General features: G+C 63.1%; 21 protein-coding genes and 1 pseudogene. 9 read left to right on the top strand and 13 right to left on the bottom strand.

Annotated elements, in window-relative coordinates; translation table 11 throughout:
• The 3 genes from ABT24_RS13025 to ABT24_RS13015 form a co-directional block, all read right to left on the bottom strand.
• Positions 1–313: hypothetical protein (locus ABT24_RS13025; protein WP_286737995.1), on the bottom strand; the 313-nt coding region annotated here is incomplete at its 3' end.
• Between the two features lie 179 nt (positions 314–492).
• Positions 493–1,080, bottom strand: a complete 588-nt coding sequence (locus ABT24_RS13020; protein WP_276730630.1) for a recombinase family protein — start codon at positions 1,078–1,080, stop codon at positions 493–495.
• Positions 1,081–1,387: 307 nt separating this feature from the next.
• Positions 1,388–1,921: a hypothetical protein gene (locus ABT24_RS13015; RefSeq protein ID WP_276730588.1), complete on the bottom strand. Its 534-nt coding sequence runs from the start codon at positions 1,919–1,921 to the stop codon at positions 1,388–1,390.
• A gap of 72 nt (positions 1,922–1,993) precedes the next feature.
• On the opposite strand from ABT24_RS13015, the gene ABT24_RS13010 reads away from it, so the two are divergent.
• The 3 genes from ABT24_RS13010 (at position 1,994) to ABT24_RS13000 (ending at position 2,964) form a co-directional block, all read left to right on the top strand.
• Positions 1,994–2,362 (top strand): hypothetical protein, encoded by a 369-nt coding sequence (locus tag ABT24_RS13010; RefSeq protein WP_112488565.1) that lies wholly within the window; start codon positions 1,994–1,996, stop codon positions 2,360–2,362.
• Positions 2,363–2,365: 3 nt separating this feature from the next.
• On the top strand, positions 2,366–2,707 hold the full coding sequence (gene tnpB / locus ABT24_RS13005) for an IS66 family insertion sequence element accessory protein TnpB (RefSeq protein ID WP_112487969.1): 342 nt from the start codon (positions 2,366–2,368) through the stop codon (positions 2,705–2,707).
• 71 nt (positions 2,708–2,778) lie between these two features.
• Entirely contained in the window at positions 2,779–2,964 is a 186-nt protein-coding gene (locus ABT24_RS13000) for a hypothetical protein (RefSeq protein WP_112487968.1), read from the top strand.
• A gap of 26 nt (positions 2,965–2,990) precedes the next feature.
• On the opposite strand, the gene ABT24_RS12995 is transcribed toward ABT24_RS13000, so the two are convergent.
• Positions 2,991–3,479 (bottom strand): Lrp/AsnC family transcriptional regulator, encoded by a 489-nt coding sequence (locus ABT24_RS12995; protein ID WP_232054276.1) that lies wholly within the window; start codon positions 3,477–3,479, stop codon positions 2,991–2,993.
• A 213-nt stretch (positions 3,480–3,692) separates the two neighbouring features.
• Between ABT24_RS12995 and ABT24_RS12990 the strand changes: the two genes are divergently transcribed.
• From ABT24_RS12990 to ABT24_RS12975, 4 genes are all read left to right on the top strand, one after another.
• Positions 3,693–4,838 (top strand): branched-chain amino acid ABC transporter substrate-binding protein, encoded by a 1,146-nt coding sequence (locus tag ABT24_RS12990; protein ID WP_338123583.1) that lies wholly within the window; start codon positions 3,693–3,695, stop codon positions 4,836–4,838.
• 75 nt (positions 4,839–4,913) lie between these two features.
• Complete coding sequence (locus tag ABT24_RS12985; RefSeq protein WP_112488564.1) at positions 4,914–5,696, top strand: class I SAM-dependent methyltransferase; 783 nt, start codon at positions 4,914–4,916, stop codon at positions 5,694–5,696.
• Between the two features lie 9 nt (positions 5,697–5,705).
• Positions 5,706–7,094 carry an MFS transporter gene (locus ABT24_RS12980; RefSeq protein ID WP_112487966.1) on the top strand — a complete coding sequence of 463 codons (1,389 nt, stop codon included), beginning with the start codon at positions 5,706–5,708 and terminating at the stop codon, positions 7,092–7,094.
• A gap of 101 nt (positions 7,095–7,195) precedes the next feature.
• Entirely contained in the window at positions 7,196–8,608 is a 1,413-nt protein-coding gene (locus ABT24_RS12975; RefSeq protein ID WP_112487965.1) for an FAD-binding oxidoreductase, read from the top strand.
• A 127-nt stretch (positions 8,609–8,735) separates the two neighbouring features.
• On the opposite strand, the gene ABT24_RS12970 is transcribed toward ABT24_RS12975, so the two are convergent.
• Complete coding sequence (locus tag ABT24_RS12970) at positions 8,736–9,563, bottom strand: Fic family protein (RefSeq protein ID WP_112487964.1); 828 nt, start codon at positions 9,561–9,563, stop codon at positions 8,736–8,738.
• Positions 9,564–9,579: 16 nt separating this feature from the next.
• Complete coding sequence (locus ABT24_RS12965; protein ID WP_276730594.1) at positions 9,580–11,751, bottom strand: DNA topoisomerase 3; 2,172 nt, start codon at positions 11,749–11,751, stop codon at positions 9,580–9,582.
• A 412-nt stretch (positions 11,752–12,163) separates the two neighbouring features.
• Here ABT24_RS12965 and ABT24_RS12960 point away from each other — a divergent pair, with 412 nt between their 5' ends.
• Positions 12,164–12,730, top strand: a complete 567-nt coding sequence (locus tag ABT24_RS12960; protein ID WP_112487962.1) for a lytic transglycosylase domain-containing protein — start codon at positions 12,164–12,166, stop codon at positions 12,728–12,730.
• A gap of 1 nt (position 12,731) precedes the next feature.
• Here the strand turns inward: ABT24_RS12960 and ABT24_RS12955 are convergent, their stop codons facing one another.
• The 7 genes from ABT24_RS12955 to ABT24_RS12925 form a co-directional block, all read right to left on the bottom strand.
• A complete protein-coding gene (locus tag ABT24_RS12955) occupies positions 12,732–13,067 on the bottom strand; it encodes a chorismate mutase (protein WP_112487961.1) in 336 nt (111 codons plus the stop codon).
• The gene (locus ABT24_RS12950; RefSeq protein WP_146748663.1) at positions 13,067–13,324 is read right to left on the bottom strand and encodes a hypothetical protein; all 258 of its coding nucleotides are present in this window, start codon (positions 13,322–13,324) and stop codon (positions 13,067–13,069) included. Before ABT24_RS12950 ends, ABT24_RS12955 begins: the two co-directional genes overlap by 1 nt.
• 30 nt (positions 13,325–13,354) lie before the next feature.
• On the bottom strand, positions 13,355–14,155 hold the full coding sequence (locus ABT24_RS12945; RefSeq protein ID WP_158540986.1) for a nucleotidyl transferase AbiEii/AbiGii toxin family protein: 801 nt from the start codon (positions 14,153–14,155) through the stop codon (positions 13,355–13,357).
• Positions 14,130–14,327, bottom strand: coding sequence for a hypothetical protein (locus tag ABT24_RS12940; RefSeq protein WP_156054222.1), 198 nt, complete (start codon positions 14,325–14,327; stop codon positions 14,130–14,132). The genes ABT24_RS12945 and ABT24_RS12940 overlap by 26 nt, the downstream gene beginning before the upstream one ends.
• A 126-nt stretch (positions 14,328–14,453) precedes the next feature.
• Complete coding sequence (locus tag ABT24_RS12935) at positions 14,454–15,017, bottom strand: hypothetical protein (RefSeq protein ID WP_146748662.1); 564 nt, start codon at positions 15,015–15,017, stop codon at positions 14,454–14,456.
• Positions 15,010–15,972 carry a ParB/RepB/Spo0J family partition protein gene (locus ABT24_RS12930; RefSeq protein ID WP_112487956.1) on the bottom strand — a complete coding sequence of 321 codons (963 nt, stop codon included), beginning with the start codon at positions 15,970–15,972 and terminating at the stop codon, positions 15,010–15,012. The genes ABT24_RS12935 and ABT24_RS12930 overlap by 8 nt, the downstream gene beginning before the upstream one ends.
• A gap of 18 nt (positions 15,973–15,990) precedes the next feature.
• A complete protein-coding gene (locus tag ABT24_RS12925; protein ID WP_286737972.1) occupies positions 15,991–16,602 on the bottom strand; it encodes a hypothetical protein in 612 nt (203 codons plus the stop codon).
• Between the two features lie 204 nt (positions 16,603–16,806).
• On the opposite strand from ABT24_RS12925, the pseudogene ABT24_RS12920 reads away from it, so the two are divergent.
• Positions 16,807–17,194, top strand: a pseudogene (locus ABT24_RS12920) (hypothetical protein); the annotation flags it as partial.

The raw sequence follows: 17,194 nt of genomic DNA, 5'->3' as shown, positions 1-17,194 counted from the left end.
AGTAGCAGGGATGCAGGTCGCCTGCACCCTTTGCGAGGGGAAACAAGCTCTCGTCTTCAACCCAGAACTCGCGCGGCTGACCCAAGTCAGTCTTACCCTCATGCGGCCGGGTGCGCACCTTGACCGTCTGTGCCGCTGGGTTCGAGTCGATGACGTCCACGAAATAGACCCCGTTTAGGTCGGTCGTGATGCCCTTGCGACCGTTGACCCAAGTCGAAGCTCCAAACATCGGCTGACATGCTGCGAAGTGCCCCGGCTTCATGATGGCCCAGGGTGCGCCCTCCATCGTCTGAGAGACGGGATTGGCCTCCATCTGGATCACCTCCACAAGGGCGGTTGGCTCTCTCCGCGTCCAAGTCGATCTGCAAGGCCTCTTCAAGCCCCTTCATCCATGCATGGCGTACTTCTTGCTCGTTGACCCACTGCTTGCGGCGGCGATTGATGAGGTCGTAGCCCTTCTTGGTATTGGTGTCCATTGTTGTCCTTCTGTTTTCAGTTCTGCCGCTTCGGCTCGGGCCGCCCAATTAGAGCTATCTTGTAAATTGTGGTTCGCGAGACACCGTACAGCTCGGCGATTCGACCGATGGGAAGCTTCTGGGCATCCACCATCTCGTTGATCTCTTTGATATGGGCCTCGGTGAGCTTGGGCTTACGGCCGCCGGCGCGGCCTCGGGCACGGGCGGCCTCAAGGCCAGCGCGGGTGCGCTCCCGGATCAGGTTGCGCTCGAACTCGGCGAGCGCCGCAAAGACGTGGAAAACCAGCTTACCTGCCGCGCTGCCCGTCTCGATCTTCTCCGTCAGGCTCTCGAAGCTGACGCCCTTCTGTTCCAACTCTCCAACGATGCGCACGAGGTCAGGCAGGCTGCGGCCAAGGCAATCCAGCCGCCACACGACAAGGGTGTCTCCCTCGCGCAGCGCCTTGAGGCATGCTGCCAGTTCCTTGCGCTCGGCATCCTTGCCGCTCGCCGTGTCAGAGTAGAGGCGATCGTCGCCGATGCCAGCCTTGTGCAGCGCATCGAACTGCAAATCAAGGTTCTGGTCATCTGTCGAGACTCGGGCGTACCCGATGCGCTGCCCCATTGGCCGATACCCGCTTTCCAGACACAAAAATGTCCAGCAAGGGAGTGTTTGCTGGACATTGTTAATTTTAACAGCCGGACGGCACTTTGGACAGGCAAGGCAAAACCACCCCTTGCAAAAACTGTCCAACAAATCATCGATTGTTGAACGCGCGACCAGCTGCGCGACCGCGGAGCTGAGGCTGGTCAAGATCGGCATCTCCCGCTGGCGAAAACAGCATCTTCTGTGCAAGATCGGATCGATCGGAAGGATGTCGGCGACGTAGGCCGGTACCCACGGACCCATTTCCGTCGCCCCCCACTCGCACTTACCTCCGCTCCTCCCACTTCCCCCCGAGCTTGGCTTCATCCTTGCGGTCCGGCCACCAGGCACCCTTGCACGCGCCGCACCGGTACGCCTTGCCGGTCTTGGTTTCGTTCTTGAACGTCGGCTTCTTGCAGCTCGGGCATTTCGGGCCGGTGGCAGCGGCGCTCGACTCCTTCTGTCCGCCCTCGCCCGTCGGCCTGTCCTCGAACCGCTTTCCCGGCTTGCCGCCATCATCGCCGAACGCCGCCTCGCAGTCCAGGCACCGGTGGTACGCACTCCCAGCTTTGCTGATGCGCTGCACGCAGCGTGCGCCGCCACAGGCCGGGCAGGCATGCAGGACCAACTGCGCGTCCGTCAGCTTGCCCTCCAGCAGCGTCCGCGAAAACTCCCGCGTTGCATCCACCTGCGCCTGCATGAATGCGGCCAGCGCTGCACGCCCTGCCGCGATGTCCGCCAATGCATCCTCCTGCAATGCGGTGGTTCCTGGATCGGCCAGATCAGGCGCCACCTTGCGCAGCATGTCGATCAGCTGCACGGTATGCGTCCGCCGAACCCATCTTTTCAATGAGTCTGTGCTAAGTGAAGCTTGAGTTTTTTCGGAGGCTCCATGCGATCAGACAAACTCAGTGAAGAGCGGATTGATGAGATTCTGGCGATTCTTGATGAACTCAAAGCCAGCGGGATGAAGGCTGAAGCGTTTGCGCAGAGCAAGGGGCTGGGCTACGGGCAACTGCGCGGCTGGCTGTCGAGCGCACCGCGTTGGCGCGCGCAACGCGCGGGGCTGGCCCTGCCGCCACGGCGCAGCGCCTTCGTGCGCGCCCACTGCAACCCGTCCCCCGCTGCGGCTGCGGATGGAAGCCCCCATCCCGGACACGCCCGCATCACCTGCGAGGTGGCCCAGCGCCGCGCCCAGATCGACTGGCCCGTGGCCCACGCAGCCGAGTGCGCGCAGTGGCTGCAGGCCTGGCTGGGATAAGCCATGCTGCGCATTGAGGCCATCTGGCTGGCCGTGGGCGCCAGTGATCTGCGCGGCGGGATGGATAGCCTGCTGGGGCAGGTTGTGGCCCGGTTTGGCTCAGCGCAACGCGACCATGCCTATGTGTTTGCCAACCGCCGCGCCACCCGGCTGAAAGTGCTCGTGTTTGATGGAGCGGGACTCTGGCTGTGCACGCGCCGATTGCAAGAAGGCCGGTTTGTCTGGCCGCAGGACGACCGTGAGGCGCTGCACCTGAGCGAGCAGCAATGGCGCTGGTTGGTGGCCGGGCTGCCGTGGCAGCGCATGAGCGCGCACGCCACCGCCAGCGCCATTGCCGTGGTGTAACCCCCAAGCCCAAGCGTTTGTCGATCCGGGCAATTCCCCCTTCTCGCGCGCGCACGCGAGAGAATCTGCCCATGCTTGACGCTCTGGATACCGACCGACTCCAAGCCCTGGGCGACGATCCGGCGGCGCAGTACGCGCGTACGGTCATTGCCCGCATGCAGGCGGATTTGAAGTTCCAGCAGACGAAGATTGCGGCCCTGAGCTTCGGAAGAACGAGAACTTTCCATGCACGTCCTTCGCCCTACATCGACAGATGAGGCTGCAGTGCCACACCTCGTCCCATTCATCCACTCGGCAATTGGAGCCGGGTTTCCAGCTTGACTTCGCGCAACGCCACCGCTGTCTTCAACTGGCGCACGCCCTTGATCTTGAGCATGAAGCGCGAGACGAAACGATCGAATGCCTGCGCATCTGGCACGTAGATCTTTAACAGGTAGTCCGCGTCGCCGGTGATGACCCAGCACTCCTGGATTTCCGGTGCTGCGCGCACGGCCCGCTCGAAATCGGCGACGACAGCCTCAGAGTGCTTCTCCAGACTCACCTGCGTAAACATGCACGAGTCCAGGCCCAACTTCGTGCGGTCAAGGAGTGCGGCATAACGGACGATCAGGCCGCTTTCCTCCATATCCCGCAACCTCCGCCAGCACGGGGGCGCCGACAGTCCGATCGAGTCGGCGAGCGCCTGCACCGTGATGCGCCCGTCGCTCTGCACGATGTCGATCATGCGGCGTACGTAGGAATCCTGCAGGAGATCGGATGTTTCTTTCGACATGACGGCACTATTGGAAAAATACTTGCTGCATAACCCCATAGTTGCAACCATTTGATTTTAATCTTAGCGCATACTGGTAATAGTATCGATTCGTCAGATGGCAGCTACGCCTGACCGCAGTAGCGACAACGCGCGACATTGACTCGTCGTACCAGTTGAGCCAGAACCGAGTCAGTCGCACCTTGCCTGCATTTCCCGAGAAGGAGTCTCACCATGTTGACCTTGCAACGTTGTGCGATAGCCGCCATGCTCGCGGCCTGTTCCGCAGCACCCGTCCTTGCGGCACCCAGCGTGGTCACCCTCGGCTATGCCGGGCCGATGACCGGCCCGGCCTCTGCCTACGGCAAGGATGCGGCCAACGGTGTCTCGATGGCGATTCAGCACCTGAACGCCGAGCACGCCAGCATCGACGGCAAGCCGGTGACCTGGAAGGTGGATGTGGAGGACGACCAGGGCGACCCCAAGCAGGCCACGGTCGTGGCGCAAAAGTTCGCCGATGAAAAAGTGAACGGCGTCGTCGGCCACCTCGAATCTGGCTGCACCTACCCAGCCTCGCGCATCTATGACCGCGCGGGCATTCCTGAAATCACCCCGGCTTCCACAGATCCCAAAATTGCCCAGCAGGGCTTCAAGACGTTCTTCCGCATGCTGGCGAACGACGACGCCATCGGCGCCGGACTGGCGCAATACGCTGTGCACCACCTACACGACAAGACCGCCGCGGTGGTGGACGACGGCACCGCCTATGGCCAGGGCATCGCTTCCGTGTTCATTGCCGACGCGAAGAAGGACGGCATGCGCATCGTCGATCACCAATACACCAATGACCACGCGACCGATTTCACCGCCATCCTCACCCAGATCAAGGCGGCGCATCCGGCGGTGATTTTCTACGGCGGGGCCTATGCCCAGGCCGGGCCGATGCTGCGCCAGATGGCGCAGCTTGGCGTCAAGGCGCAGTTCATGGGCGGCGACGGCATCTGCACCAGCGAACTGGCGACACTGGCCGGCCCTGCGGTAAACGGCACGATTTGCGCCGAAGGCGGCACGCCGCTGCAGGACATGCCCGGTGGGCCCACATGGAAGGCCCGCTACGTGAAGGCATTCGGCGCCTCCGCCCTGCAGCCGTTTTCGTCTTATGCCTATGACGCCACGATGGTGCTGGCCCACGCAATGATGAAAGCCAAGTCGGTCGATCCCAAGGTCTACCTGCCCTTCATCCGCCACGTCGACTACGAGGGCGTGACCAAGAAAGACATTCGCTTCACCTCCACCGGCGAATTGGTGCATCCGGTCATCACCCTGTCGCAGTTCAAAGAGGGAAAGAAAACTCCGCTGGCGGTGGAGAGCGTGCAATGAAACGGGCACGGCCGCAATGGGATGCGGTTGTTGATCGCGGTTTTCAGCCTTTTGTCAATTTTGGAGATCATTGCCATGTATGCCGACACCGATGCCGAATTCAGTGGTGAGCGCTCGACCAACTATCAGGATGCCCTGCGTCTGTATCCCGACGCGTGGCTACACGATTTGAAATTAATGCACGACTTGCTTCAACCAAGACCAGGGGAATCCATTGTGGAGGTTGGTGCCGGAACAGGGTACTTCAGCCGCGAAATTGCCAGAACGCTTGGTGCGAACGGCCGCCTGGACATCGTCGATCCCGCGTCAGAGCAAACGCAAGGGCTTGCCGAAATTCTGCCGCGCAATATCCGTATCCACCACCAGGCAGCAGAGGATATGGAACTGGCGTTCAAGGGTTTCGACGCGGTCTGGAGCCGCGGCGCCATCCATCATGTCCGCGACAAAATGCGGGCGTTTGAGCGATTCGCCGCGCACACCAAACTTGGCGGTCGGTTGGTGATCACCGACATCTTTGCGGGCACGACATTGGCGCGCTATTTCGATAGCTTCATCGCTCGCTCCTGCGTGACCGGCCATGAGGTGTCATTTTTGTCCCAAGATTTCGCCACCACAATTTGTGGATTGACGGGCTGGAGCTGCCCCGCGTTCTACGACAACACCGCTCGATGGCGATTTGCCGATTCTCAGCATCTGGGCAAGTTTTTACGTCTGCTGTTTTCTGCCAAGCCGGAGTATTCGGACGAGGATTGTCTTGAGGGAGTTCAGGACTTCCTGACAGTGCAAGATGGGGGCGGTAGTTGCACCTTGCTTTGGCCGATGACCACCTTGGTTGCGCAGCGTGCGGCGACGCATTGACTGACCCGTATGTCACCACCAGAACCTCTTGCAGAGACTTCAACGCAAATCACGGGCGGTGCAGTTCCGTCTCCGCTCGGTCTGCTGCTCGCCGTTTCTCTCGGCCTGTCCATGGTGCAACTCGACATCACCGTGGTCAACGTCGCGCTGCCGCAGATTCATCGCGAACTGCACACCACGCTGTCCGGCCTGCAATGGGTGAGCGACGCCTACGCGCTGAGCTTCAGCAGCCTGATGCTGGGCGCGGGCGAACTGGCCGACCTGTACGGCCGCAAGCGCGTCTACACCCTCGGCCTGGTGGTCTTCGTGCTGGCTTCGCTGCTGTGCGCCTTGTCTCCCTCTCTGGCCTGGCTGAACGCGGCGCGCGTGGTGCAGGGCGTGGGCGCCGCGGCTTTGTTGCCCAACTCCCTGGCCATACTGCGACAGGCCTTCGTCGATGCGCGCCTGCGGGCGCGGGCCATCGGCCTGTGGGCGGGTATTTCAGGAGTGGCGCTGGTGGCCGGGCCGACCTTGGGCGGGGTGCTGGTCGATGCGCTGGGCTGGCGGGCGATCTTCTGGATCAATCTGCCGGTCGGGCTGGTGGCTTTGCTGCTGACCGCCCGCTCCGTGCGCGAATCTCACGGGGACACTCAGCGGAAGCTGGACGCGGTCGGGCAGGTGCTGGCCACGGTGAGCTTGGCCGCCTTGCTGTTCGCCCTGATCGAAGGCCATGCGCTGGGCTGGGCCGCACCGCCCATCCTGCTGGCTGGCGGCGTCACCGTGTTGGGCGGCGGGCTCTTTGTCTGGTGGGAGGGCCGCGTGATTCAGCCGCTGATTCCGCTGACCTTCTTCCGCCTTCCTGCGTTTACCGGCGCCAATGTGGCGGCGGGCTTGATGAACTTCGGCGTCATGGGCATGCTGTTCGCCATGAGTTTGTTCTTCCAGCACGTGCAAGGCTTGTCGGCGGCGCAGGCCGGGGTGCGGCTGAGCGTGATGTTTCTGCCCTTCGTGGTGCTGGTGTCGTTCGGCGGGCGGCTGGTGGGGCGGTTCGGCGCGCGCTGGACATCTGTCGCCGGGTTGGCGCTGATGGGGGTCGCCTATCTCGGCTTGGTGCGTGTTGAGGCGCAGACCCCATTTCTTGCGATGGCGCCCTGGCTGCTGCTGGCCGGGCTGGGCCTGGTGCCGGCCATGCCGGCCGTGGTGCATGCCGCCATCGGCGCCGTGCCGCACGAACGCGCCGGCATGGCCTCGGCGGTGAACAACACCGCACGGCAAGCGGCGGGCGCGCTGGGCATCGCCTTGCTTGGCGGTTTCCTGCATCTGCACGCGGGAGGCATGGCGGGCACAGGTGCGGCGCTGCTAGGGGCGGCGCTGGCTTTGCTGGCCGGGGCCCTCATCGCGGCCTGGACGCTGCGCTGATGTGTGCTTCAAGAAATTCAATACCCAGGATCTGCGCCTGAAATGTGACGAATGGACCGGTCCACAATGTGCTTGATTAACCAACCCCAGGGGGACGTCAAATGACTGCCGTGGCGAAAAGCGAGAAGGCGCAGATCATCACTCAACTGAGGGAATTATTCGGTGAGCGATGTGCACTGGGTCAAACCATTCGCGATCAGCACGGAAAAGATGTCTCCTTTCATCCGACATGCCCACCTGATGCCGTCGTCTTTGCGAAGTCCACGCAGGATGTCGCAGCAGTTGTCGATATCTGCCACGCATCTTCAGTTCCTGTCATTCCATTCGGTACGGGAACATCCTGTGAGGGAGGAATCGGGGCGATCTCAGGCGGCATATGCATTGATCTGTCGCAGATGAATGCCATCCTCGAAGTCAACACCGCAGACTTCGATTGCCGAGTACAGGCCGGAGTGACGCGAAAACAGTTGAACGCTGAATTGCATGGCACCGGGCTTCACTTTCCAATCGATCCGGGCGCGGATGCCTCTCTTGGCGGCATGGCGTCGACGCGCGCGTCAGGAACGAATGCGGTGCGCTATGGCACGATGCGTGACAACGTGATGTCACTTCAGGTCGTGATGTCCAGTGGAGAGATTATCGAAACGGGTGGGCGCGCCAGGAAATCTGCAGCAGGCTATGACTTGACCCGCCTGTTTACAGGTGCTGAAGGGACTTTGGGGATCATCACCGAGTTGACGCTCAGACTGCATCCACTGCCAGAAGGCGTGAGTGCGGCACGATGTGGCTTCCCCAGTCTGCAGACAGCCATCGACACAGTCATCCAGGTGATCCAGACAGGTATCCCCATTGGCCGCATCGAATTTCTGGATGAACTGCAAGTTGCAGCCTGCAATCGCTATTCGAAGCTTAATCTGCCTGAGGTGCCAACGTTGTTTTTCGAGTTTCAAGGTTCCCCCGCGAGCCTCGCAGAACAAGTCGAGATGGTTGAGGCCATCGCGCGCGACAACGGAGGCTCTGGCTACGCTTGGGCGACGACGCCCGAGGCTCGCTCCCAACTCTGGCAAGCGCGGCACGATGTGTGGTGGGCAGCGCTAGCGCTGCGTCCAGGATGTCATGGCATACCAACCGATGCGTGCGTACCGATCTCCATGCTCGGTGATGCCGCAGTTGCTGCTCGGCAAGACGTTCTGGAGTTGGGGTTGACTGCGCCGATGTGCGGACATGTTGGTGATGGCAATTTCCACCTGTGCATCGTTGTCAACCCCGACGATGCCGATGAAATGACGCGCGCAGCGGAACTCAACGCCCGCTTGATGCGGCGCGCCATCAGACTCGGTGGGACATGCACGGGGGAGCATGGCATTGGATACGGAAAGCTCGATTTTCTTGAACTCGAACGTGGCCCTTCAATGCACGCCATGGTTGCGATCAAGAAGGCCCTGGACCCCCGCAACATCATGAATCCGGGCAAGGTCCTGCGTGTGACAGACCGATATGACACGTTCCAATGATGAAGTTTTTCAGCCTTGGCGGCCATGTGCTGACGTGCACCCTCCAGGTGGCGGGCACGTTCATTCATGTCGTTGATTTTACTTCCGCTCCTCCCACTTCCCCATGGCATTTCTGCCGGAATGATGGTTAACGCTCGACACCTGTCCGCCCTGGTCGTTTCACGCGCCGCTGGGTCTGCTCTGGTTCTCGTCCTGGCTGCCTGCCTTCAATGACTTCAAGATAGCTGTCTAGGGAACGTATCGTCTCTTGAGCCACTAGGCGCGTGATGTCGCCATAGTCTCTGGTCACGCAGGCGCGATCAAGCGCGTCGTAGTAGGCGGGCCGGTTCTCTGCGCGAATCACCGCTGGGGGATACCCATCCTGCATGAGCACGGCATTCATCAGCAGTCTTCCGGTGCGGCCATTGCCGTCAACGAACGGGTGGATTTCGACGAAGCGGGTATGAAATTCCGCAGCGCGTGCCACGGGATGCAGGCCACCCGATGGCGTGCTGTTGAGCCACCGCATCAGTTCGGTCATGCGCTCGGGCACTTGCACTGCGGCGGGCGGCGTATGACTCGCCCCTACGATGGCGACGTTTTCTGTGCGGTAGCGCCCGGCATACTCCGGGGCTATGCCTTTGAGTACGATCTGGTGGATGCCGCGCACGTCCCATTCGGTCATCTGCTTGCCCGACTGGATGAGCGATTCCACCGCCCCGATGGCTTCCTGATGGTTGATCGCTTCGAGGTGCTCCCTCAGCGATTTGCCGCCCACGGTAATGCCTTCGAGCACGACCTGCGTCTCACGCAGCGTCAGGGTGTTCCCCTCGATGGCGTTGGAGTTGTAGGTCCACTCCAGCGCCAGTTTGTCATGCAGACTAGCGAGCGTTGCTGGCGGCAGCGGGCGACGGGCGTCGAGCAGCGCCTTGCGGGTGTCAATGAGCTTTAGCAGCGCGGCTAGTGATTGGGACATAGGTCGATTCTAGGTTTTACGCTCGGGCTCCCGCCTTGTCTTCCCACTTCGCCCCAAGCTTGCCTTCATCCTTGCGATCCGGCCACCAAGCCCCCTTGCACCCGCCGCAGCGGTAGTAAGCCTTGCCGGTCTTGGTTTCATTCCTGAAGGTGGACTTCTTGCAGGTCGGGCACTTCGGGCCGGATGCGGGCGCTTTGCTTGCTGCGCCATCGCCCTGCGGCTTGTCCTCGAATCGCTTGCCGGGTTTGCCGCCGTCGTCGCCGAATGCGGCGTCGCAATCCAGGCAGCGGTGATAGGTCGCCGCGGCCTTGCTGGTGCGTTTGGCGCATCGGCTGCCGCCGCAGGCGGGGCAGGCGTGGAGAATGGCGGGCGCTGCGCCGAGCTGGCCGACCAGCAGCTTTTGGGTAGACTCGCGCACGCTGTCGATCTGTTCCGTCATGAAGGCGTTGAACGTCGCCCGGGCGCTGGCCACTGCTGCCAGGGCATCTTCCTGTAGGGCGGTCGTGCCGGGATCGGCCAGCTCAGGGGCGACCTTGCGCAGCATGTCGATCAACTGCACGCCGCGGTCGGTCGGGTGAATCTCCTTCTTTTTGCGCTCAGCGTATTCGCGGGCGATCAGCACTTCGATCATCGACGCGCGCGTCGCCTCCGTGCCTAGGCCGGAGGTCTCTTTGAGACGGGCTTTGAGCTTCGGGTCGGTGACCAGCTTGTGCACGCCGGTCATGGCGGCGATGAGCGTGCCGTCGGTGTAGGGTTTTGGCGGACTGGTGCGCTTGGCCTGCACTTGCGCGGACTCGCAGGCCAGTTGCTGGCCCTCGGTCAGGATGGGCAGCCTGGCGGGCAGTTCGTGCTCGCCGCCTTCCGCGCTGTTGTCAGCTTGGCCGAGCTGCGTCCATCCAGGTTCCTGCACGATGCGGGCGCTGGCCTTGAAGCGCTCTGCACCGGGAAAGGTGAACAGGGCTTCGCGGGTCTCGAAGGTTTCCGGCGGCATGAACAGGCGCAGGTAAGACTCGCGCAGCAGGCTGTACACCCTTTTCGCGTTCTCGGACAGGCCCGAGACCTCGGCGAGGCTGCGGCCTGTAGGAATGATGCCATGATGTGCTTCCACCTTGGCGGTATTCCAGGCGGGATGGCGGCGTTCAGGGTCGATGCCCGCGATGTCCGCTGCGCCCAGGGCGCGAATGATCTGCGCGGCAGCGGCGTGCATTTCGATGGGGAGCCAGGGACAGTCGGAGCGCGGGTAGGTGGCGAGCTTGGCTTCGTAGAGTTCCTGGGCCGCGGCCAGCGTGTCCTTGGCGGAGAGTCCCAGTCGGCTGCTGGCGGTTTTCTGCAGGGTGCTGAGGGCATAGGGCATCGGTGCCTGACGCTCGCCCGCCTTGCGGGTGAAAGCGGCGATGGTCGCACGCTGGCCCTGCACCGTCTTAGCGCAGGCTTCGGCGGCGGACTTGTCCAGCAGCAGGCCGTCGTCGGTCTGCAGGTCTTCGGGGATCTGCCAGAGGACGCGGATGTCGCCATCAAGGGCTGCCTGCACCTGGTAGTGATCGCGCGGCTTGAAGTGCTCGATCTCGCGCTGGCGGTCAACGAGCAGCGCCAGGGTGGGGGTCTGCACGCGGCCCACGCTCCAGGCCCCCTGCACCCCGCGGGCTTGCAGATTGCGGCTCAGGGCGATGGAGGCGTTCATGCCCATGAGCCAGTCGGCACGCTGGCGGGCCAGAGCGGATTCGTAGAGGGGGCGCAAGGTGTCGTTGTTCTTGAGGGTCGCCAGCGCGCGCCGCACGCTCTCGTCATCCAGGCTGGACAGCCACAGGCGCAGGGTCTTGCCCTTCCAGTTGAGGAACAGCAAGACTTCATCGACCAGCAACTGCCCTTCACGGTCGGCGTCGCCCGCGTTGACGACTTCGGTCGTGTCTTTGAGCAAGTCCCGAATCACCTTGATCTGCTTGCCCGCGCCGCCATCGCGAGGTGAGAGCTTCCATGCGCTGGGGATGACCGGCAGGTGGGATGCCGTCACTCTGCCGCCGTCCACATAGTCCTCGGGCTTGGCCTGCTCCAGCAGATGGCCGAAGCACCAGGTCACGCGAGTTTTGAGGCTTGGGCAATCGATGTAGCCGTCCGCTTTTCTGGCTCCGCCCAGCACGCTGGCGATGGCTTGGGCGACAGAGGGTTTTTCGGCAATGATGAGGCGCATGCTGTGTCTCCAGGAAGGGGTGGTTCTCTGGGGACTCTGCGCGGTGGGGTCATGGGGCAGTTGTCCCACGCTCGCAGAGTCAGGGTCAGACGCCAACGTCTGGCGTCGCTCAAGCAGCACGGTGCACAGTTTGAGGCGATTGCGCTGCGCAATGCGGTTCGCGCACATGTGGAGCACCGGCTATTGCCCGTGGGCTCCCACGTCGTGCGTTTTGAATGCTCAGAAACAGGGGGCTTGGCATGAAGTCGCGGGTATCCGTCGCGGTCCGATACTGGGCCACCCTCGCCCTCTGCGCGGTGGCCTTGTCCGGCTGCGGCGGCGGGGAAGCTCGCACGCCGGGTTCGCCTTCGGCCCCCGATCAGCGAGCGACCACCCCTGCGCCGCAATCTGTCGTTTCTTCACCTTCCACCCAATGAGCGCTATCGCCTTGATGGAGCAATGCGCACCACAGGTCGCGCCGGTGACCCTGGCCGCCATCGTGCAGCAGGAAAGCGGCGGCAATCCGCTGGCCCTGCACGACAACACCAGCGGCAAGAGCTATGCGCCGGCAACAGTGGCCGAGGTCGCACGGCTGGCGAGGGAGTTGATCGCCCAGGGGCACTCGGTGGACATCGGCCTAGCGCAGATCAACAGCAGGAATCTGCCCAGTCTGGGGCTGGGCGTCGATCAGATTCTCGATCCCTGCATGAATCTGAGCGCTGCGCAGACGGTTCTGTTGGAAGGTTGGTCGCGCTCTGGCGATCTGCGCTCCACTTTGTCGGCGTACAACACCGGCAAGCTCAGCAGCCCAGTGGGAATGGCTTATGGGGAAAAGGTTTTCGGAAAAGCAGGCGTCGTCGTGCCAGCCATTCCGGGCGGGCAGATCGCGTCATGGGCCACTGTCGGCGCCGCGCTGCCGCCGGTGCGGCCTGTCGTCACCTGGACGCCGCAGGCGAGCCCGCTGGCGCCCAAGGGTGATGGGCTGGCCGCGAAGTGGTGATTCACCGCTCGTTGCCGTGATCTTTCCGGCCGCGCGGCGGCTGGCTTGATCCGGGGCGTTCTGGGGTGATGGCTTCACCGTGCTGACGCACCACTGCTGCGATGATGTCACGAAACAGACCCGTGACCAGAGCCGGGTCGAGGCCATTTGCCCGCGCGAGTTGCTCATAGCGCAACTGCTGGGCAGATTCGCGCTCGGTGTCCACCGCGGGCAGCGCATGATGCGCCTTGAGTTGTCCGACCTGCCGGGTGACCGTGAAGCGTCTGGCGAGAAACTCAATGAGCTGCTCGTCGATGGCGTCGATCTCTGAGCGCAAGGTCTGCAACATCCTCTGCATCACTTCTGGCCTTGTCGGGTGGCGCCAGATGCGCCTTGATCGCGATCCGCTGCCAACAAAGCCATGCCGCGGGCGATGCCCTCGGTCTTCTGCCTGTCGGCTTCCTCATGGGACAGCCTGAACACTCCCTTGGGAAGAAGGATGCGTGTGCGGCCGAGGCTGTGAACGGCGTCGTTGAAACGCCCGAACTCCTCCAGCGCTCCGGCTCTGGCGTGCAGGGTGATGGGGTGGGGGTTCCGGTGGCCGACGGTTTTCATGATCCGCATTATCCTGCGCCGCCCGCGCGGTCAGCGTGCGATGTCGCGCTTGCGCCTGGATGCGATACGAGGCTTTGGCACACACCGTTGATCGGCTTCGCGCTCCAGGCGTAGCGCGCCCGACATGCTTGCGACCTCGAACTCCCGAAAACCTGCCTCGAAATAGTCCCGCATGACATCGAGTGTGGGCTTGCTGCGGCCTGCGAGCTGCAAATAGCCTTCATCGGAAGCCTCCGGTCGCCCTGATGTCATCCGCGATTTTGCGATGTCGTATTTCGAAGGCTGGCCAGACTCGACAAAGGCGTTGTGCAGATCGGCGATGGTGTAGCCTTCCTCGGTCATCAGGGTGTGCAGGTCGTACCAGTCCCGCGTCTTCGATCGATCTGCGCAGACCAGCGCTTTGGTCTTGAAAATCTCATCGAGGGTGGCAACCCGCAGGGGCGACGCTGCATCCCCACCGATCAGCGTCCTGGCGGATTGATCCAGACTGACCAATGTCAACTTGACGCTGCATTGCGCGACGAAGTTCTGCTGGTAATCGGCAAGGTCAAGGCCGGATTCGAAAAATTCTTCTTCAGCAGCAAGATCGTGCTGGCGCACGCAGTCGATGCCGTGGCGGGCGAGTGCATCCATCAGCCTTGGGATGCGCACCACCGGAAGTTTCCCTTCGGAGTAGGCCAGATCAAGGTCTTCGCTGACTCTGTGGCCGATGCGCAGCGTCAGGGCAGAGCCGCCGACCAAGACAAACCCTCGCAGCAACGGCGCCACCTCAGGGTGTTGCAGCGCCTGCCAAAGCGCTGCCGTGTCAGGTCTCAGCGCGGAGGTGAGCATGGGCGTCTCGGGCATTTTGGAGCAGGTCATTAGTGATCTTGCGCGCACGCAGCGCGCCCGGGTCTTGCGCGGCCAGCAGGATGGCCCATTGCCTTTCCAACGGATCGAGTCCGAACGCGATCAGGGCGTCCAAAAACAGGTCGAATCCAGGATGAATCAGCACCTGGCGCATCCACACCTCGTCCGGCGCCTGCGGGTTGGACCATACGAGCGCCGGGTATTTTCTGCGGAACGCGGCAGGGCTTTCGGTGGGTTTCTGTCGAGTCTGTGCCATACCCTTGCAATGCCTCCGGCCCCATTATCCTGCGGCGCGTGAGTCTTGTTCCAAGCCGCTGCGGTTCTGACGCACCACCTTGCGCAGCCGCCACCTGTTCTTGCCGCACCGCCGGGCGACTTCGCTGAGGGGTCGGTCGCAGTGAGTGACCAGCGCGACTGTGGTCGGCAGGCCGTGCAGGGATTTGCGGCTGGCGAGTTCGAGGTCATCCCGGATCTGCTCTTCGGCCTGGCGCTGCGCGCGGGCGATGAGCGCGGTCTCCACCCCCGGTGCCTGCATCGCATCGGGCAGCCTCTGGCGGATGGGTGGGTCGTGGTCATCGGTCAGGATGTCATCGAGCGAGGACATCGGCCGCCAGCGCTCGACCAAGCCCCACATGCGGCCCATGATGTAGTTCTTGGGGGTGCCCAGCAGGGGATTGAAGGCATCCAGGCCTGCGGCGTGCTCCAGACAGAAGAGGTACAGGCTCTGGCGCACATCGTCCATGCTCAGGGTGCTGACTCCTGTAAACAGATGGACCTGTTCATCGAGCAGGCTCGTGAACAGCGCCTGGGCGGCCTGTGTTGTCGTCATCTGCGATTCATTCATGGCCTGCTCCCTGCCGATGGGTGAGATAGACATCGACCGCTTCCTGCAGGATGTCGTCCAGATCGCGATTCTCGTCGGCCATGATGCGCTGCAGGGCTTGCTTTTGATCCTGCCGCAGGGTGAGCGTGATGGCATTGTCCGACGGCGGGTTTTCTTCTTGCCAATCGATGTCCTGTTCGGCGGATGCGCAGGCTTGCGCGGAAGCCGCCGCGCAGGCTTGTGCCGCTTCACACTCCGTGTGCGCTGCTGAGGGTGAAGCTTCTGATGCGGCGGGCGCCAGTTGCCGTTGTCGGCGCGCCTCCTTCTGCCGCGACGCCTGACGGACTTCGTCGCAGCGGGCCACGGTGATGGTGTCGCTGGAGTCCAGCACGGTGCCCTGCTCGGTCGGGTCGAGCGCGGCGAAGGACTCCCAGGCGGAGACCGACTGCAAGCGCCCCAAGCTGGCCAGTTCGCGCGCCAGGGGGTTGCGGGCGAAGGACAGCATGCCGCTCACCCAGGCCTCGCGCCGGGCGAGTGCCTTGGCGATACTCGGCGGCGTCATGCCGGCGGAGACCAGACGCAGCACCGTGTCGGCGGCATCTTCCAGACTGAACTCCTGCCGGTGCATGTTCTCGGTGGCGCGCAGCACCACGGGCGCGGCGCCGATGGGCGAGAACACCCGCGCCAGCAGGGTGCGCCAGCCCAGCAGGCGGGCGGCGCGCACACGTCGTTCACCGTAGATCAGCGACCAGTTCTTCCCTGCGGCGCGCACGCCGATGGGTTGAAGCTGGCCGACGATTTCCAGGCTTTTCGCCAAATCGTCGAGGGTGTCGGCATCGAGGCGACGCACGGGGAAATCGCTCTCGGTCTGCACGGCGTCCAGAGGAACGGCGCGCAGTTGCTGCGGGTCGGCGCCGGGGGTGCCGAAGTCCAGGGGAAGGGCTGTGGTGGAGGTCATGGCGGTCGCTTGCATCATGGGGAAGGGTTGAGAGGATCAGGCGCTGGCGGCGCGGCGGGTGAATTTGTCTTGCAGGGCGGCGAGCTGGGCTCGGATGGTTTCCGGGGCGGGTGGGGACTCCTTGGGCGGGGTGGCGGTTTGCGGAGGCTGGTGGTTGCGGGCGCGCACGGCGTCGAGCTGGGCGGCGCGTTTGCTGGCGGCCATCCAGTCGGCTCTCACCTTGCTGGCGTCGGCCAGCAGGGTGCCGAGGTCGTGTCCCTTGCGGACGTACCAGTCGTGGTTGCTCTGGAGGTAGTGAGCAGCGACGGCCGGGGCTTGCTGACCCAGGCTGCGGGTGAGGCTGGCGAGCTGGTAGTTCACCTTTCCGTCGCGCAGCGGCGGGGCGTCGTAGCGGGACTGGAAGGCCTCGCTGTAGTGCTGCCAGAGTTGCTCGGCGAGGTGTTTTTCTGCAAGGGTGAGCAGCGGGTGTTTGCCTTTGGCCTTGCCGTCCATCGGCGCCGGGTTGGGGGTCGTGTCTTGTGTCTGAGAGATGGGGGGCGGCGAAGGCGCGTCAGCGACTGCAGCCGCAGGCATGGATTGAAGGATGGGCAGGTGACGCTGGGGCTGTGACGCGGTGATGGGCGTCACTGGCTGCGTCACGGTCGGCATCACAGGTGACGCGTTACGTGCGTCACTCCCTTTCTCTTTCTCTTCTTCTTTAGGGGGTGGGGTGTTGGGAGGGGGCGTCACAGGTGACGCGTCACTTCCGTCACTGGTGACGTCACGCGGCGTCACTTCGGGCGTCACATGTGACGCTGCTGAGTCGGCGTCACGCTCGGCTTTCTGCCGGGCGCGCAGGCGGCGCATGCCACATTGGGCGCCCTTCTCGATGCCTATGTGCAGCACTTGAAGGACAACGGCAAGCAGAGCGCAGTATCGGTGGAGAACGCCATCAGGCTCCACGTGAAGGGACCGTTCCCCGAGCTGTGGGCGGCGGCAGCCAACGCTCTGCAGCTGGACGACCTCCTTCCTATCCTGTCGCGAATGGTGCGGGCTAAGAAGCTGCGCGAAGCCGGAAAGATCCGGTCGTATCTGCGGGCGGCATACTCCGCCGCGATCCGCGCGCGCCAGGATGCCGCGTCGTCCGATGACCTGCGAGCCTTGGGAATTTCCGCGAACCCTGCCCGCGACTTGGCGACAATCGAAGGCGGAAACAACGCGAGGAAGCGCGCTCTGTCGCTGGCCGAGCTGAGGGCATACT

Source organism: Thiomonas sp. SCN 64-16, from assembly GCF_001725585.1.
Lineage (GTDB): Bacteria > Pseudomonadota > Gammaproteobacteria > Burkholderiales > Burkholderiaceae_C > Thiomonas > Thiomonas arsenitoxydans.
Note: the sequence above shows the minus strand (reverse complement) of the source record. Positions and strands in the feature narration are given on the sequence as shown.

Excerpts from the sequence above, each read along its gene's own strand:
- ABT24_RS13020 (WP_276730630.1), bottom strand. The coding sequence starts at position 1,080 with ATGGGGCAGCGCATCGGGTACGCCCGAGTCTCGACAGATGACCAGAAC.
- ABT24_RS13010 (WP_112488565.1), top strand. The coding sequence starts at position 1,994 with ATGCGATCAGACAAACTCAGTGAAGAGCGGATTGATGAGATTCTGGCG.
- tnpB (WP_112487969.1), top strand. The coding sequence starts at position 2,366 with ATGCTGCGCATTGAGGCCATCTGGCTGGCCGTGGGCGCCAGTGATCTG.
- ABT24_RS13000 (WP_112487968.1), top strand. The coding sequence starts at position 2,779 with ATGCTTGACGCTCTGGATACCGACCGACTCCAAGCCCTGGGCGACGAT.
- ABT24_RS12995 (WP_232054276.1), bottom strand. The coding sequence starts at position 3,479 with ATGTCGAAAGAAACATCCGATCTCCTGCAGGATTCCTACGTACGCCGC.
- ABT24_RS12990 (WP_338123583.1), top strand. The coding sequence starts at position 3,693 with ATGTTGACCTTGCAACGTTGTGCGATAGCCGCCATGCTCGCGGCCTGT.
- ABT24_RS12985 (WP_112488564.1), top strand. The coding sequence starts at position 4,914 with ATGTATGCCGACACCGATGCCGAATTCAGTGGTGAGCGCTCGACCAAC.
- ABT24_RS12980 (WP_112487966.1), top strand. The coding sequence starts at position 5,706 with ATGTCACCACCAGAACCTCTTGCAGAGACTTCAACGCAAATCACGGGC.
- ABT24_RS12975 (WP_112487965.1), top strand. The coding sequence starts at position 7,196 with ATGACTGCCGTGGCGAAAAGCGAGAAGGCGCAGATCATCACTCAACTG.
- ABT24_RS12970 (WP_112487964.1), bottom strand. The coding sequence starts at position 9,563 with ATGTCCCAATCACTAGCCGCGCTGCTAAAGCTCATTGACACCCGCAAG.
- ABT24_RS12965 (WP_276730594.1), bottom strand. The coding sequence starts at position 11,751 with ATGCGCCTCATCATTGCCGAAAAACCCTCTGTCGCCCAAGCCATCGCC.
- ABT24_RS12960 (WP_112487962.1), top strand. The coding sequence starts at position 12,164 with ATGAGCGCTATCGCCTTGATGGAGCAATGCGCACCACAGGTCGCGCCG.
- ABT24_RS12955 (WP_112487961.1), bottom strand. The coding sequence starts at position 13,067 with ATGCAGAGGATGTTGCAGACCTTGCGCTCAGAGATCGACGCCATCGAC.
- ABT24_RS12950 (WP_146748663.1), bottom strand. The coding sequence starts at position 13,324 with ATGAAAACCGTCGGCCACCGGAACCCCCACCCCATCACCCTGCACGCC.
- ABT24_RS12945 (WP_158540986.1), bottom strand. The coding sequence starts at position 14,155 with ATGCTCACCTCCGCGCTGAGACCTGACACGGCAGCGCTTTGGCAGGCG.
- ABT24_RS12940 (WP_156054222.1), bottom strand. The coding sequence starts at position 14,327 with ATGCGCCAGGTGCTGATTCATCCTGGATTCGACCTGTTTTTGGACGCC.
- ABT24_RS12935 (WP_146748662.1), bottom strand. The coding sequence starts at position 15,017 with ATGAATGAATCGCAGATGACGACAACACAGGCCGCCCAGGCGCTGTTC.
- ABT24_RS12930 (WP_112487956.1), bottom strand. The coding sequence starts at position 15,972 with ATGATGCAAGCGACCGCCATGACCTCCACCACAGCCCTTCCCCTGGAC.
- ABT24_RS12925 (WP_286737972.1), bottom strand. The coding sequence starts at position 16,602 with ATGCCGACCGTGACGCAGCCAGTGACGCCCATCACCGCGTCACAGCCC.